Source organism: Acinetobacter sp. CAU_H_78 (assembly GCF_058599365.1).
In genome coordinates this window covers 2,212,919-2,228,400 of the sequence record NZ_CM178652.1, presented here as the reverse complement: position 1 = coordinate 2,228,400, position 15,482 = coordinate 2,212,919, and the positions used below count along the sequence as shown (strand labels likewise).

13 protein-coding genes and 2 pseudogenes are annotated in these 15,482 nt (G+C 41.0%); 9 read left to right on the top strand and 6 right to left on the bottom strand.

Translation table 11 applies throughout. From position 1 onward, the window contains the following. The first annotated feature begins 38 nt into the window (after nucleotides 1-38). On the top strand, nucleotides 39-740 hold the full coding sequence (locus AC4MCD_RS10660) for an HAD family hydrolase (protein WP_491876066.1): 702 nt from the start codon (nucleotides 39-41) through the stop codon (nucleotides 738-740). On the opposite strand, the gene AC4MCD_RS10655 is transcribed toward AC4MCD_RS10660, so the two are convergent. Next, nucleotides 737-1,414, bottom strand: coding sequence for a DUF421 domain-containing protein (locus AC4MCD_RS10655; RefSeq protein WP_491876065.1), 678 nt, complete (start codon nucleotides 1,412-1,414; stop codon nucleotides 737-739). The genes AC4MCD_RS10660 and AC4MCD_RS10655 overlap by 4 nt on opposite strands. A 479-nt stretch (nucleotides 1,415-1,893) precedes the next feature. Between AC4MCD_RS10655 and AC4MCD_RS10650 the strand changes: the two genes are divergently transcribed. From AC4MCD_RS10650 to AC4MCD_RS10640, 3 genes and pseudogenes are all read left to right on the top strand, one after another. After that, nucleotides 1,894-2,580, top strand: coding sequence for a carbonic anhydrase (locus tag AC4MCD_RS10650; RefSeq protein WP_491876860.1), 687 nt, complete (start codon nucleotides 1,894-1,896; stop codon nucleotides 2,578-2,580). Between the two features lie 143 nt (nucleotides 2,581-2,723). Further along, nucleotides 2,724-3,767 carry a molecular chaperone DnaJ gene (locus AC4MCD_RS10645; RefSeq protein WP_491876859.1) on the top strand — a complete coding sequence of 348 codons (1,044 nt, stop codon included), beginning with the start codon at nucleotides 2,724-2,726 and terminating at the stop codon, nucleotides 3,765-3,767. Nucleotides 3,768-3,894: 127 nt separating this feature from the next. Beyond that, a pseudogene (locus tag AC4MCD_RS10640) lies at nucleotides 3,895-4,260 on the top strand (endonuclease domain-containing protein); the annotation flags it as partial. 124 nt (nucleotides 4,261-4,384) lie between these two features. Here AC4MCD_RS10640 and AC4MCD_RS10635 read toward each other — a convergent pair. Genes AC4MCD_RS10635 through AC4MCD_RS10620 form a run of 4 tightly spaced genes read right to left on the bottom strand, consistent with a single transcriptional unit; the run spans nucleotide 4,385 to nucleotide 9,265 of the window. Next, nucleotides 4,385-5,218 carry a hypothetical protein gene (locus tag AC4MCD_RS10635; RefSeq protein WP_491876064.1) on the bottom strand — a complete coding sequence of 278 codons (834 nt, stop codon included), beginning with the start codon at nucleotides 5,216-5,218 and terminating at the stop codon, nucleotides 4,385-4,387. 4 nt (nucleotides 5,219-5,222) lie between these two features. Then, on the bottom strand, nucleotides 5,223-5,702 hold the full coding sequence (locus AC4MCD_RS10630; protein WP_491876063.1) for a hypothetical protein: 480 nt from the start codon (nucleotides 5,700-5,702) through the stop codon (nucleotides 5,223-5,225). Continuing rightward, nucleotides 5,699-6,310: a GTPase domain-containing protein gene (locus AC4MCD_RS10625; RefSeq protein WP_303113352.1), complete on the bottom strand. Its 612-nt coding sequence runs from the start codon at nucleotides 6,308-6,310 to the stop codon at nucleotides 5,699-5,701. The genes AC4MCD_RS10630 and AC4MCD_RS10625 overlap by 4 nt, the downstream gene beginning before the upstream one ends. A gap of 60 nt (nucleotides 6,311-6,370) precedes the next feature. Further along, nucleotides 6,371-9,265 (bottom strand): valine--tRNA ligase, encoded by a 2,895-nt coding sequence (locus AC4MCD_RS10620; RefSeq protein ID WP_491876062.1) that lies wholly within the window; start codon nucleotides 9,263-9,265, stop codon nucleotides 6,371-6,373. Nucleotides 9,266-9,439: 174 nt separating this feature from the next. Here AC4MCD_RS10620 and AC4MCD_RS10615 point away from each other — a divergent pair, with 174 nt between their 5' ends. The 4 genes and pseudogenes from AC4MCD_RS10615 to AC4MCD_RS10600 all read left to right on the top strand — a co-directional run bounded on the left by AC4MCD_RS10615 (nucleotide 9,440) and on the right by AC4MCD_RS10600 (nucleotide 13,037). Then, nucleotides 9,440-10,135, top strand: coding sequence for a hypothetical protein (locus AC4MCD_RS10615; protein ID WP_491876061.1), 696 nt, complete (start codon nucleotides 9,440-9,442; stop codon nucleotides 10,133-10,135). Further along, entirely contained in the window at nucleotides 10,135-10,941 is an 807-nt protein-coding gene (locus AC4MCD_RS10610) for an SDR family oxidoreductase (protein ID WP_125279215.1), read from the top strand. Before AC4MCD_RS10615 ends, AC4MCD_RS10610 begins: the two co-directional genes overlap by 1 nt. A gap of 266 nt (nucleotides 10,942-11,207) precedes the next feature. Further along, on the top strand, nucleotides 11,208-12,482 hold the full coding sequence (locus AC4MCD_RS10605; protein ID WP_491876060.1) for a glutaminase: 1,275 nt from the start codon (nucleotides 11,208-11,210) through the stop codon (nucleotides 12,480-12,482). A gap of 151 nt (nucleotides 12,483-12,633) precedes the next feature. After that, a pseudogene (locus AC4MCD_RS10600) lies at nucleotides 12,634-13,037 on the top strand (endonuclease domain-containing protein). Between the two features lie 77 nt (nucleotides 13,038-13,114). Here the strand turns inward: AC4MCD_RS10600 and dhaK are convergent. Beyond that, nucleotides 13,115-14,845: a dihydroxyacetone kinase subunit DhaK gene (dhaK, locus tag AC4MCD_RS10595; protein WP_491876059.1), complete on the bottom strand. Its 1,731-nt coding sequence runs from the start codon at nucleotides 14,843-14,845 to the stop codon at nucleotides 13,115-13,117. Between the two features lie 258 nt (nucleotides 14,846-15,103). Here dhaK and AC4MCD_RS10590 point away from each other — a divergent pair, with 258 nt between their 5' ends. Further along, the gene (locus AC4MCD_RS10590; RefSeq protein WP_419363212.1) at nucleotides 15,104-15,478 is read left to right on the top strand and encodes an endonuclease domain-containing protein; all 375 of its coding nucleotides are present in this window, start codon (nucleotides 15,104-15,106) and stop codon (nucleotides 15,476-15,478) included. Nucleotides 15,479-15,482: the final 4 nt, after the last annotated feature.

The window sequence follows — 15,482 nt, the reverse complement described above, 5'->3', positions numbered from 1 at the left end:
GTTACCATGACAGAAAACCTTCTATTCCTTTTTTAATTATGACCATTCAAGCTGTTCTATTCGATCTCGACAATACTTTGACGCACCGTGACCTGACGACACAGGCCTATAGCCGTTATCTGGCAGAATATTATGCTTCAACATTTGCACAGGTTGAACTTGAGAAAATTATCGAGATTGTGCGACGCATTGATAATGGCGGTTATCCCCAAAAGGAATTGCTGACTCATGGCAGTATTGGCGCTTCAGCCGCATATGCATTGTTGCAGGAATTATCCTGGTTAACTCCACCAGATCTAGATGAGCTAGCGCAGTTCTGGTTCAACCAGTTTGGCCGTTTTGCCGTAGAGATGCCGCAAGCAGGACAAGTATTAAAACGGCTTAAAACTGAAGGTTATCGCTTGGCCATTGTATCCAATGGAGGACATGAGACCCGATTAAATACCCTTCGCGGTTTAGGTATTGCAGATTATTTTGATGAGATTGTCAGTTCAGGATTGGTCGGCTTTAATAAACCGCAGCCGGAAATTTTCCAGATTACCGCAGAGCGTTTAGGTGTACAACCAAAGCAGTGTCTTTATATTGGTGATCATCCTGTTAATGATGTTCAAGGCGCAACAGCCGCGGGTATGCATGCTTTATGGATGCAAGGTTTCCATCCGGATGCCGGGCATATTCAATACAAAATTCAGCAACTGCCAGAAATCTTTGACCATTTGCAACGACTTAAGCAGCTCTAAGTAATCCGGTGGCTATTCATGGCTTTTGCCCATTGGTGAGAATGGCAGCGTGGACAAGTTTGTTTTGCTTCTTTTAAATGCTGGACTTGACCGCAATAAATACAGGCATAAAGCTCTTCTGGTCTGACTTCTTTGACAATACAACAGGATTTAGGAAAAAGCGGGAGCCCATGCCGAACATCATCTGGATGGAAATACAAAATGCTGAACTTACCGTCAGTTTCCAGTAAACCCAAGCGTACCTGACCCAAATGTTCAATGCCTTGCTGACGCATCTCAGCAAAGAATTCATCATGAGACATTTTGCCTTTTTTAATTTCATCAATGACCAGTAAACCATCTTCCACAATATGAATCGGTTTGCCTTCGAGCAGGTCTTCAAACCATTGAAATTTCATCATGAGCCAAGTAGTCAGACGATACAGGAAAATGATCACCGACATGATCAGCGCCGCCTGAATCAGGGGAAGATCTTCTGTAAACATCGGATCGCCGGCAATAGAACCCAAAGCAAGAATGATAGTGACTTCAAAGATCGAAAGTTGTCGTACTCCGCGCTTACCTGTCAGCCGTAGAAACAGGATAATCATCGCGTACATGACTACACAGCGCAGCAAAATCTCTGTGGCAAATTCCCAGGTCGTATCATTTATAAATATGGTGGCCCAGTCCATTGTTATTATTCCAGATCACTCTTTGTTCCGAGTCTAGCAATCTCGGCTGTTAACCTGCTGCTGTAATTGTGTAAGTTTTTGAATAAAAATAAATTATATTTTTTGAATGTGATCGCTATTGAGTAAAGGATATAGCGATTTTGAGAAAATAAGATAGATATTTCATGTAAATATTGATTGATTATTCAATAGACTAAATTTGAACCAGTTCACATTTTACTCTGTGTAACTTTTAAGCAGTACAAATAATATCCTGCTGAAATATATCAAGATAAAATCTGAGCAATTTCCTAGGAATAATAAGAACTATTTAATGATTTGTAATCAAATAACTTGGAACTTATAAATTTCTGTATGTTGTGCCCTGAAAAATATAGCGATTAGATCAAGCTAAAAATCTGTTTTTTAAATTAAAAATATTGATTTTGACTTCCAAGAAAGGATGTGTTGTGAAAAAGATATTCACGCTTTTAACGGTTATGGGCTTAAGTACAGCAGTATTTGCAGATGCAGACTGGAACTATACGCAGCCTGAACAATGGTCGACTCTAAACCAGAAATATTCAGCCTGTAGTGGGCTGAACCAGTCACCGATCAATATTGAACGAACAGTCAAAGCCGAACTGGAACCGCTCAAGTTTAGCTATAACACCATGATTCACGCGATTGAAAATAAAGGTCATACCGTTCAGGTAGACTTTGCTCAAGGCGGAGAATTGCAGCTGGATGGTGAAACTTTTGTGCTGAAACAGTTTCATCTGCATAGCCCAAGTGAAAACCTGATTAAAGGCAAGAGCTATCCTCTAGAGATTCATTTTGTCCATGCCAATGCTCAAGGTGAACTTGCTGTAGTGGCGATGATGTTTGAGCAGGGTACAGAAAATCCGATGCTAAAACGTATGTGGAATCGCTTGCCGAAAAAGCAAGGTGAAAAAGTCGTCTTGAAGAACCCGCAACCTGTAAATGAGATGTTGCCTAAGAATCTGGATTATTACCGCTTTAGTGGTTCGCTGACGACACCACCATGTTCTGAAGGTGTGCGCTGGTTAATTCTGAAAGAAATCCAGCAGGCCTCAAAGCAACAGATTTCAGAATTTTCCAAGCTAATGGGACATCCAAATAACCGCCCGGTGCAATCCTTAAATGGCCGTGTGGTACTGGAATAACAAAGATCTGCATGGAAAAAGCAGACATAGTTCTGCTTTTTTTAATTCTGATACAAATTTCAATAGCCTAAGGTGAAAAGAACTTTGTAGCGAAAGCTGAAAGAATTAATATAGATAAGATTTCCTTGGGTCTTTCTGCTGCCATGCTCTTTGACTTAAAAACCATGATCCAGCCATTCACAGCGCTTTCGCCACAGCAGAAGAAGCTGGATCGTCTGATTGATAAAATCGAACAGCAGAAGCTGGAGTTAAAACAATGGCAACAGGCTGAAGAAGACCTACAGCAATATACGCATAAAACTTTCATGCCGGTCTATCATGAATTACATGGTGTGCTGTTTGAGCAGCTCGAACAGCTCTGGAAGCACTTGCAGGAAACAGATTTTACCAAGGTCGAGTTGGTAGTACTGGATGAGAAGATTCAATACCTGGCAGATTATCTGCAAGATTCTCAGGCGATGTCAGCGCAAGAAGCCAATAAGGTAAATGAAATCTTCACCTATTATCAGCAGCGTGCCGAACATGCCCAATTCAGGAAAAGCCAAAAAAAGACCAATGAACTTGAAAGGTTTTTTAAGAATGAAAATGTCCCAGATCCGGCAGATGCTGAGGGATTTGAAGAATGGGCTTCTGATCATTTTCAGCAAGTCCGCGAGCAGGCCAAACTAAAACGCCGGCAGGAAAAGCAGGAACAGGCAGCCGCAATGGCAGAGCAATCAGTGAAATCGGTATATTTAAAGATTGCTGCAGCGATTCATCCGGATCGTGAAGCAAATGACGTAAAGAAGATTAAAAAGACTGAATTGTTGCAACGTGCCAATGAGGCTTATGCAGAACAGGATTTGTTTGCCTTACTGAAAATGCAGCTTCAGATTGAGCAAGATCGAGATCCTTCGCAAAAGAGTTTAAGTGCAGAGCAAGTGAAGTTGTATCAACTGGCTTTGGATGCGCAGAGCCAGAAGTTACAAGAACAGATTGATACCTTAATTCATAGATTGGTCTGGTCATCGAAAACCAGAATTGCAGTCAAAAAGGCAAAGGGTAAGGTTCAAATTGCTGATCTGTATAAGCAGATTGATGAAGATACTTCTACTATCAAGCAGCAGATTAAAGTCGAAAAAGAACGCCTGATGTATATCAAAAAGGTAAGTGGATTAGAGATGTTTTTAAGGCATGGGATGCTTTAACTTAATTAGAACTACCTCTCCCTAACCCTCACTTGCGCTTCGTTTTAAAGCAGTGCTTTAAAACTTGCTCAGGAGAGGGAATTCCATTGTGTATCATATGATAAGAATTATATTAAGAAGAAATAAAATGAAAATAGATTCTCAATTATTAGAATTCGCTAAATCCATGCGTCACACTGCCACCGATGCAGAACATTTAATGTGGCAACTTCTACGCGCCAAGCGATTTATGAATCTTAAATTTCGTCGTCAGCATGTGATCAAACCTTATATTCTAGATTTTTACTGTCATGAAATTGGCTTGGTGATTGAGGTAGATGGTGGACAGCATGGAATAGATGATGCTATTGAATATGATGCTGCACGAACCAAGTTTTTAGAGGCTTTGGGTTTAACTGTTGTGCGTTATTGGAATAATGATGTGTTGGGTCGGACGGATGTGGTGTTGGGGGATTTGAGGAAATTATGTTTTGAATTAAAAAGAACCTCTCCTCTTGCGCAGCAGTGCTGCTCATCTCCTGGAAGGAGAGGGGGAATCCATTACATAGCATATTTAAACTGTAATTTTTATAATAAAACCTCTAATATTTATACTTTATTATAATGTGACGAAAAATCTAAAACCTAATTTCTAGTTCAATAGTATGCTCAAAAATATTTGTTAAATTGGCTATAATAGAGTTTTTTAGTTTTAAAATATTAGTATCAGTATCAGTATCAGTATCAGTATCAGTATTAGTATTATTGATAGGTATTTTAATGGCTAATTCAGCTAGAATTTTGAAATTATTTTTATGATTTCTTTTTATTACGATTTTCTCTTTCATAGATTCAATAGAATTGTCTTGGATTCTTTGATTTAATATGTGTTTAAATAAGCTCTGATCTTTGAATGGAAGTGTGTTAATAAGCATAGATGCTTTTTGGAAATTGATTTTTTCTTTTTCATGACCTTGCCATGAATTGGTCTTCTCAAAATTTTGCTTGATTGCATTCTCTCTTGATAGGTCGATATTCAAGGATGGATCAATCAATTTTTTTATTAGCCCAGTAGTATTTATATCTAATCCTAAAGTTTTTGAAAAATCTAGGTATGAGGTAGATTTATAATTTAAGTAAGTAGCCCCCAATATTTGACAAAAATCTGTCAGATGCCTTATAAGTTCTAAATCAGATTGATAATAATTTAAAGTATTTATATTTACATAATTTTGACCCTCTACAATGTATATATCTCCATTATTAGGCTTGTATTGTGTTAGAAAATTTCCAATTTCATGATTGAACATCATTTCTAATTCATTTTTATCAGGCGAAATAATATATGTATCTTCTGCCTGTAAAATTTCAGAAAAAATTTTTCTTTGGGTAGCTGAGTATAAGTCAGATGGATTTAAGCAAATAATAGTTTGTTTCTCATCTTTTTGACTTGGAAATTTAAATTTTGCCATATTATTAAGCTACCAAATAAAATAATACTAATATTACTAAGATGCTAAAAACGCAAATAAAAAATTTTTTTTTCAGTTTTATTTTTTCAATAGTTGTTAGATTTCTAATAAAATCATTAATTTGAGATTTATGTAGTGATGTTTTGGATAAAAATTCATCACTAATTAGAAATTCCTTATATTGATACTCAAAAATTTTATGCTCATATTCCTCTATCAAAACAATGGAAGTAACAGGTCTTTGGAAACTATCAAACTCATTAAGTAAAAATTGAACTATGATATTATTATTTTTACTGTTTTTTTTAAGAATATATTGAGTATTCTCTTTTACAGTATAGAAGTCTTCAGTCATTTTGTGAACAATAGCCTTTCTCTGTATGTCAGTATCGGGATTGTTGAAGCATTTTTGCTTATGGTCATAGATTAAAATGGTATCTTGTGAAGCATTGTCTAGAGACTGCTTCCAATAAAAAAGATTCATGTAATTACCTCGGCAATCTCATTCACAAGTTGATTAGCATTTTCAGAAGTGTCCAAATTACTTATTAACACTTTACATGGGTGCGATGGTTTAGTAAGTGTTAATTTACATCCCTGTATAAAGTTGATCTGTTGTAATTTTTCTTTAAGCTGATAGTCAGTAAAGTCGAATTTGTCTTTAATTAGATCGAATTTATTTATTAAAAGGATAGTAGAAAATACACCCTTCTTAGTGTCTAGGCTTTGAGAAATTACTTGTAGATCTTTTTCAATTTTGTTTGCTATTTCATCCTGAGATGGACTTAGCCATTGTTCAGAATCGATCATGTAGATTATTAATTGAGCTTTTTGAATCTGTTCTCTCCATCTATCATAAAAATCCTCTGAACCTCCTAAATCCTTCACGTTCTTTCTGAGTTTTATAGGTGATTTAGTATTAAAGATTATAGTTTTTCTAGTCAGCATTTCACTATTCGTGGGGGCATAGTGTTTTAAAATCTCTCCTGTTTGCATATAGTTTAATAGTGTACTTTTTCCAGAGCCTCTAAGTCCAAGAATGGCAGGATTTAGACCTAGCAGTTTAATTTTTATTTTATCAATAAAATCCATAAAAAAATCCCCTCAATAATGAAGGGATTTTATATTAGTTTTTAACGTCTTAGCAATAAATTAAAGCGCTGCAATTTGCTCCATATTCGCTTTAATCTTCGCTAACTGATCCGCAAACTCAGCAAGTTTTACTTTCTCGCCTTCAACCACAGCAGCAGGTGCTTTCGCCACAAAACCTTCATTGGCAAGTTTATTCGCGATTTGGTCATGCTGTTTCTGAACTTTGTCCAAGTCTTTTTGTAGACGACCTAATTCTGCTTTAGGATCAATCAAACCTTTCATTGGAACGAATACAGAGACGTGACCAACAACAGAAGATGAAGATAGCGGAGGTTGCTCGCTATCAGCCAGGAAGGTGATGCTTTCAACTTTCGCCAATGCTTTGAACAGTGCTTCAATACGCGTGATTTGTGCTTTTTCAGCGTCAGTCGTATTTTGCAGCAGAACTGGTAACAGACGCGCATTACCTAAGCCCATTTCACCACGGATGTTACGTACCGCACCGATCAGACCTTGTAGCCATTGCATATCCGCTTCAGCCTGTTCATTAATCAGCGCTTCATTAGCAACAGGGTACTGAGCCAGCATGATGGTTTCACCAGTGATCCCCAGTTTAGGTGCAAGGGTTTGCCAAATTTCTTCGGTCAGGTACGGCATGATTGGGTGAGCCAGACGTAAAGATGCTTCCATTACAGCCAACAGTACACGACGAACTTCAGCTTTACGCTCTTCAGAAACGTTCACATCGTTCAGAACTGGTTTTGTCAGCTCGACATACCAGTCACAGTATTCATTCCAGATGAACTCGTAGATCGCTTGAGCAGCCAAGTCCAGACGGTAAGTTGAGAAGGCTTGCTGAACCGCTTGTTCTGCTTTTTGCAGACGGCTTACGATCCATTGTTCTGGCAGTTCCCAAAGGTCTTGACGAACTTCTTGGCCGATGGTTTGACCTTCAATGTTCATCAATACGAAACGAGTTGCGTTCCAGATTTTGTTAGCAAAGTTACGGTAACCTTCCACACGTTTCATGTCGAACTTGATGTCACGACCAGTGTTAGCTAGTGCACAGAAGGTGAAACGAACCGCGTCAGTACCGTAAGCCTGAATACCTTCTGGGAATTCTTTACGGGTCGATTTTTCAATCTTCGCAGCCTGTTTAGGGTTCATCAGACCGTAAGTACGTTTCTGAACCAGAGTCTCGAGATCAACACCGTCAATCAGGTCAAGTGGGTCAAGCACGTTACCCTTAGATTTAGACATCTTCTGACCTTCGCCATCACGTACCAGACCGTGTACATATACAGTCTTGAACGGTACTTGTGGTGTGCCATCTTCATTCTTCATGAAGTGCATGGTCATCATGATCATACGGGCAACCCAGAAGAAGATGATGTCGAAACCAGTCACCAGTACGTCAGTTGGGTGGAAAGTATTTAAGAAATAGTTTTCTTTGTCTTTCGCTTCGTCACCAGTCCAACCTAAAGTTGAGAATGTCCACAGACCAGAAGAGAACCAGGTATCCAGTACGTCTTCGTCCTGGTTCAGTTCAACGTCAGCAGCGATATTGTGTTTCGCACGAACTTCTTCTTCGTTACGGCCTACATAGACATTGCCTTCTGCATCGTACCAGGCTGGAATACGGTGACCCCACCACAATTGACGTGAGATACACCAGTCCTGGATATTGTTCATCCAAGCCATGTACATATTGCTGTACTGTTCAGGAACGAACTTGATGCGACCGTCTTGAACCGCTTCAATCGCTGGTTTCGCCAGTGGCGCGATTTTTACATACCACTGGTCAGTCAGTAATGGCTCAACGATCACGCCTGAACGGTCACCGCGAGGTGGTTTCAGGGTGTATGGTTGGATTTGATCTAACCAGCCTTCAGCTTCGGCTTGAGCAACCAGTTTTTTACGTGCTTCAAAACGTTCTAAGCCAATGTAGTCTGCTGGTGCTGGGATGGTTTTAGAAATCTGTTCGCCGGCTTTCGCGATGTATTCAAACTCAGCCAGAACTTCAGCATTTTTGTTGAAAATGTTGATCAGTGCCAGACCACAGCGTTTACCCACTTCATAGTCATTAAAGTCGTGCGCAGGCGTAATTTTCACACAGCCTGTACCGAATTCTTTTTCAACATATTCATCAGCAACGATGGCAACGGTACGGCCAGTAATTGGCAATACAATATTTTTGCCGACAAGATGCGCATAACGTTCATCTTCAGGGTTGACCGCAACCGCAGTATCACCGAGTAATGTTTCTGGACGAGTGGTTGCAACGACAATATGGTCTTTACCATCTTGAGTGCGCAGTGATTTATCTTCAAAGAAATATTTGAAGTGCCACAGTGAGCTTTGTTCTTCTTTATCAGATTCTACTTCAAGGTCAGACAGGGCGGTTTGCAGTTTAGGATCCCAGTTCACCAGACGTTTGCCGCGGTAAATCAGGCCTTCTTCATGCAGTTTCACGAATACTTCTTTAACGGCGTTGGATAAACCTTCATCCATGGTGAAGCGTTCACGTGACCAGTCTACAGAAGAACCCAAACGACGGATTTGACGGGTAATATTACCGCCAGATTGCTCTTTCCATTCCCAGACTTTTTCGATGAACTTTTCACGGCCCAGATCATGACGGCTTACGCCTTGAGCACCTAACTGACGCTCAACAACCATCTGGGTTGCGATCCCCGCATGGTCAGTACCTGGCTGCCATAAGGTATTTCTGCCTGACATACGGTTATAACGGGTCAACGCATCCATGATGGCATTATTAAAACCATGACCCATGTGCAAGCTACCAGTGACGTTTGGCGGCGGAATCATGATACAGAATGATTCACCTTTTTGAGACGGCTTGAAGTAACCGCGCTCTTCCCAGGTTTGGTACCATTTTTTCTCGATCTCGGTCGGATCGTAGGTCGTAGCAATATTTTGCGCTGAATCAGTCATAGTCTAAACAGATCAAAAGTGGATAAAAAATTGCATCTATTGTAGCAAAAAAATCAAGGCATGCGGCAGCTTAACCAAAAGCAAACTTTCGCCAATTGGCAGTTGCCTGAACTCAACGTATGATAGATTGATAAAACGCGACTCATCGCAGACGATTAAAAAAAGGATAACTAGATGAGCTATAGCATTTCTCTCAAGATTCACCCCGATACCCATCAACGCTTTAAAGACCTGCATTCCCGATTTAATGCTGGCGAGCAGGAAAGTCTGGCCAAACTGCTCGGTGAAAATCTGGCCGATATTGCCTGTGAAATTATTGACCAGATTTTTGGTCGTGTGGTGCAGCTCTCTAGCTCCCCAGATCAGGAATCTGAAAAAGTCATTCAACAGATTTTAGAAACGACTCGCAAATATATGCCGTGGTCGGTTTCTTTCTTTGGTAATGATCGGCTGATTCCTATGGTGAACTATCTGTACAAGATGACCCATGAAAATGAAGATGGATACTTTGTTCGCTATCCGGTAGAACGCATGCTGATCACGGAACTGCTGGGCTGCGTGGAGCAGATGAAAAGTGGCAATAACCAGTATGTCTCACCGGCATTGAAAGCTTTTATTCAGGTGGTGGATCAGGGTGTGACGCATCTGGTGCGTGAACCAAAAAAGATGCTGAAATTTAATGTGGTGGTGGATAAAACATTGAATGGTGTGATTCACCTGACCACACAACTGGGTTATAAACGTTTTGATAAACTCGGTAGCCTCTATGATGCGGATACCATGAGTTATTATTTTGAGCAGTTGCTGGCATTTCTGGAAGATGAAATACCGCCAGGAACACATTCATATAAAGAGGGTGACAGGATTTAATGGCAAAACTAGAAAATTTACAGGGAAAAGTAGTCTGGATTACTGGAGCATCTTCAGGAATTGGTAAGGCACTGGCTGAAGAATGTGCTGCCCAAGGTGCACAGATAGTATTGACCGCACGACGTTTGGAAGAACTGGAAAAAGTCCGTTCAGGACTGGTGAATCCTGATCAACACATCTCAGTCGTGGCCGATATTACTGATGAAAGTCAGGTACGCACGGCTTATGAACAGGTGCTAAGTGAGAAAGGCCGCATTGACTGGCTGATCAATAATGCTGGACTCAGTCAGCGTGCCCTGATTCAGGAAACCACCATGCAGACTGAACGCGCCATTATGGAAGTCGATTATTTCTCTCAGGTGTTTTTGACCAAAACGGTTTTACCGACGTTTTTAAAACAGAAATCTGGCCGGATTGCCTTTATTTCCAGTGTAGCCGGTCTACTTGGAACTCAATATCGGGCGTCTTATTCAGCAGCCAAAGGCGCGATTCATATGTGGGCGAACAGCTTACGTGCTGAAATGGCAGATCAGGGTATTCAGGTATCCGTGATTTTCCCGGGCTTTATTAAAACCAATGTGTCTTTTAATGCCTTAAATGGGGAAGGCAAACCTCAGGCCAAGCAGGATGAAGCGATTGAAAATGGCCTGGAACCGGCTGATTTTGCCCGTCAGACTGTAGAAGCATTGAAACGTGGCGAAGAATATATCGTGGTGGGTGGCTCTAAAGAAAAACTAGGTGTTTTAGTTTCACGTCTATCGCCAAAAGTGTTGTATAAGATGATTCGCAAAACGAAAGTGAAATAATCTGCCTGGAACATCAAGCTGGTTGTTATCGGTTACAGGTTTATTGCTCCATAGAAATAGACCTGTAATCTGAAAATAATGTGCTCATCTTTATGATTTATCTATTTTAAGCTTTCTGATCTTGCCCAAGGAATTCATTTATTTCTCCTATCTCTTTTGCCCATCTCCCATTTTCACAACATAAAACTGCATAAAAGTAGCAAAACCGTCTTCAGTATTCAGTTTTAATAAAAATGATATAAAAGATTGAGATGGGAGCATTTGCCATGAAAACGCCGGTACCGGATTATTTGAATCATGTGCTTTCTGCTTGCCATGATAATAAAAAAGGCGCGCTGGCGGATTATATTCCTGAACTCGCGTCGGTTAATCCTGACAAGCTCGGACTTGCACTATCGACAGTAGATGGAACCATCTATTCTGCCGGGGATGATGACGTTGAATTTACCATGCAGTCTCTTTCCAAGCCTTTTGCCTATGCGCTAGCAATCAAGGAACTAGGGCTAAAACAGGTACTGGAAAAAGTGGGTGTAGAACCTTCGGGAGAGGCCTTTAACCAGATTTCGTTGGAAAAAGAACGCAATATTCCAAAAAACCCGATGATTAATTCTGGTGCGATTACCACGCATTCTCTGATTCCTGCCAAGAAAACAGTATCACGTGCTGAACAGTTACGCCGTTTTTTAAGTGGACTGGCTGGACGTGAATTGTCCTTTGATGAGCAGGTGTATAACTCCGAGATTAAAACGGCTTTTCGGAATATGTCGATTGGCTACATGTTACGTACTGTCGGTGTGCTGGATGAAGATCCCAAAGAAATCGTGCATGGCTATATCAAGCAGTGCGCAATTAAGGTCACAGTCAAAGATCTGGCAGTGATCACCAGTATCTTGGCCAATGGTGGTGTGCATCCCAAGACAGGAAAACGGCTGCTGGATCGGGCTTTAGTCCGGCAATTACTCAGTGTGATGCTAACCTGCGGTATGTACGATGCTGCAGGTGACTGGCTGACCACAGTCGGTATTCCGGCCAAGAGTGGTGTGGCAGGTGGCATTATTGGAGTACTGCCAGGGCAAGTGGGGATTGCGGTCTTTTCACCGAAAATCGATGAGCATGGTAATAGTGTACGTGGGGTCAGAATCTTTGAAAATCTGTCGCACGATATGGGGCTGCACCTTATGGAAGGTACGCCGTCAGCACAGACCATTCTGCAAAGCCGTTATACGGTGGGTAAAAAGAATAACGTCGTGGTTTATGAACTGCGTGGAGTGCTGCAATTTACTGAGTCTGAAATGCTGCTACGAATCTTGCAGGATGAACCGGAAGGTAAAAGTACCATTATCCTCGATTTAACCAATCTCACTCTGATGCATGATGTCGGTGCCCGAATGCTGTTTGAAGGCGTGGATCGCTTAAAACAGGATGGGCATAAAGTATTGATTATAGACTCAGAAGGTTTGCTGGATAAAGATCAATTAAAGGGTAGAAAAAGAGTCGTGGTGACGGAGGAGTTGGAGAAGTTTTTGGAGAGATTTAAATAAAGGAATGGAATCCCCCTCTTGCGAAGTAATGCCTCTCACCTTTTACAAAGGGGGACTTCCCTCGAATTTAATGACAGCATAAAATTCGCGTAGTTCCTCCCTTTCTTAAAGGGAGGTTAGGAGGGATTAAACTAATTTAATAAGAATAATAATGAAACCCTACAATAAAAACTTAAAACAAGTATCACGCAATCTACGGAACAACATGACTGAAGCTGAAAAACTGCTCTGGTCTAGATTACGTGGAAAACAATCATTAGGTTTGCAATTCTACCGACAGAAACCGATTTTGAATTACATCGTAGATTTTTATTGCCCAGCAGTGAATCTGATGATTGAGTGCAATGGTGATCAACATTTTACTGAAAAGGGTTTGGACGCAGATCGAATAAGAGATGAAGCTTTGGCTCACTTGGGACTGAAGTATTAAGATTTGATAATAGAGAGGTGATAGGGAAGATTGATGGTATGGTGGAAATGATTTATCAGTATTGTTTGAATGATTCCTTAAGAGAATCCCCCTTTAGAAAAGGGGGAGACTACTCTCAAATTTAATGACAGCATAAAATCCGTGTAGTCCCTCCCTTTATAAAAGGGTGAGAAGCACCGCTTCGCAAGGGAGGGATTTTTAATTATTTAATATGCTCAGCAATATCGCTAAAGATCACACCTAAACCATATGCACCGGCATCTGGATATCCCAGACTTCGATCACCGACCGTACCGGCACGACCCATACGCGCCACGATGTCTTTGGTGGATTCTGCACCTTGAACTGCCGCTTGAGCACCTAGAACAAAGTTTTCTTTAAAAGTCTTGTCAGTATTGGCAGACCAAGAATCTGCACATGGAACCAGAGCATCAATCAGGGTTTTGTCACCAACGACTGCACCACGACCAAATGAACGTTCGCCTGTAATCTGAATGCCTTTGACTGCTGCTTGCAGCATGTCAGCAAAATCTGCCACAGTTAATGTGGTTTTGCCTTTAATGGATTTACTGGCTGCACGGAAAGCAGATCCCCAGATTGGACCTGAAGCGCCACCACAATGTTCCATGATGATCATGGAGCAGTTCAGCAGGAAATCATCCATCTGTTCAGCCTGAACCAGTTCATGCCACTGGCGTTTGAGTTGTTTAAAGCCTTTGGCAACACTCATACCGAAGTCGCCATCGCCTGCATGGGCATCCAGCTCACAGAAAGGCACTTCATTTTTAATGATACAGGCACTCATCACATCCACCACATAGCGCATGTTTTCAATGGTGAATTGTTCATTGGCAATCACAGCATGTTCAGGATGTGTTTCAACATCTGTATTTACTGTGCGTACAGCAGCTTGGTCTTTGGCAGCAAACTCAAATGGCAGTGCAGGTGAACCATCCATTTTAAATGCGGGGGTATTGGCTTCTGCATCCAGATAAGTTTTCAGTTCATCATCCACAGCTAGTAGCGAAACTGATGCACCTGCCATGTCGATACTGGTCATGTAGTTGCCGACAAAGGTACGGTAAATTTTGATGCCTTTACTTGCCAGATGTTCACATACATCATTATTGAACACATACAATTCTTGCAGTGGTGTTGTACCAAAGCCATTTACTAGAACTGCAACTTCAGTCAGGTTTGGACGATCCAGGAACAGGTCATCGACAATGCGCTGAGCTAGTTCTTTAGAAGGCAGAATCTTTTCACGACGGATCCCCGGTTCACCGTGGATACCGACGCCGTATTCCATTTCATCTTCAGCTAAAATGAACGTTGGTGTGCCTTTGGCTGGAACGGTACAAGAGGTAAAGGCAAAACCAAGGCTCATTACATTGTCTGCCGCTTTTTGTGCCAGTTCTTTAACACGTGCCAGCTCATAACCTTTAGAGGCAGCAGCACCGGCAATCTTATGCACGAAGATTGTACCAGCAACACCGCGACGACCAACTGTATATAGGCTGTCTTTTACTGCGATGTCATCTGCGACTTTTACGTAATCAACCTTGATGCCATCTTCAGTTGCTAATACAGCGGCATTTTGAAAATTCATCATATCGCCAGAATAGTTTTTGATGATCATCAACACGCCTTTGTCAGTCGCCACTTGCTGCAAGGCTTTATAAACCTGAATCTGTGAAGGTGAGGCAAACACGTCACCACATACGGCAGCGTCCAGCATGCCTTGACCGACAAAACCGGCATGAGCAGGTTCATGACCGCTACCCCCACCACTGATCAGCGCGACATTTTGGTGTTTTTCCTTTCGGGAAATGATTTTATAAGATTCATTAAATGCCAGTTCTGGATGTGCCAGGACAAAGCCTTTGCACATTTCGACAACGATGTTTTCAGCACCGTTCATGAGTTTCTTCATTGGAACACCAATAGTCATTGATTTGGGAGATAAATTTATTGGTCTATTATTCATGAAAGTGATGATTTTTGCAGACTTAAAAATGTAATAACGAACAATTTTGGAATGATGGGTTAGAAAAGGGGCGTATATTTGATAAATTAAATCCCTCCCAACCTCCCTTTGAAAAAGGGAGGAGCTGTCACGTAATTTATTTACATGGCGTCCCCCTCTTTGGAACAGAGGGGTTAAGGGAGATTCTAAAAAAAGAGAATAAAAATGAAACCTTACAATAAAAACTTAAAACAAGCCTCGCGTGACTTACGTAACAACCTGACCGATGCTGAAAAATTATTATGGTCACGACTTCGGAATAAGCAAATTTTAGGTTTGCAGTTTTATAGACAGAAACCAATTTTAAATTACATAGTGGACTTTTATTGCCCAGCAGCGAATTTGGTCATTGAATGTGATGGTAGTCAGCATTTTACAGATGGTGGTTTAGAGGCAGATCGGGTTCGTGATAAAGCCTTGGCTCAGCTAGGTTTAAAAGTATTGAGATTTGATAATAGGCAGGTGATGGGGCAGATTGATGATGTGGCAAATGTAATTTATAAATATTGTTTGAATGAACTTCCTAAAGAATCTCCCTAAATCC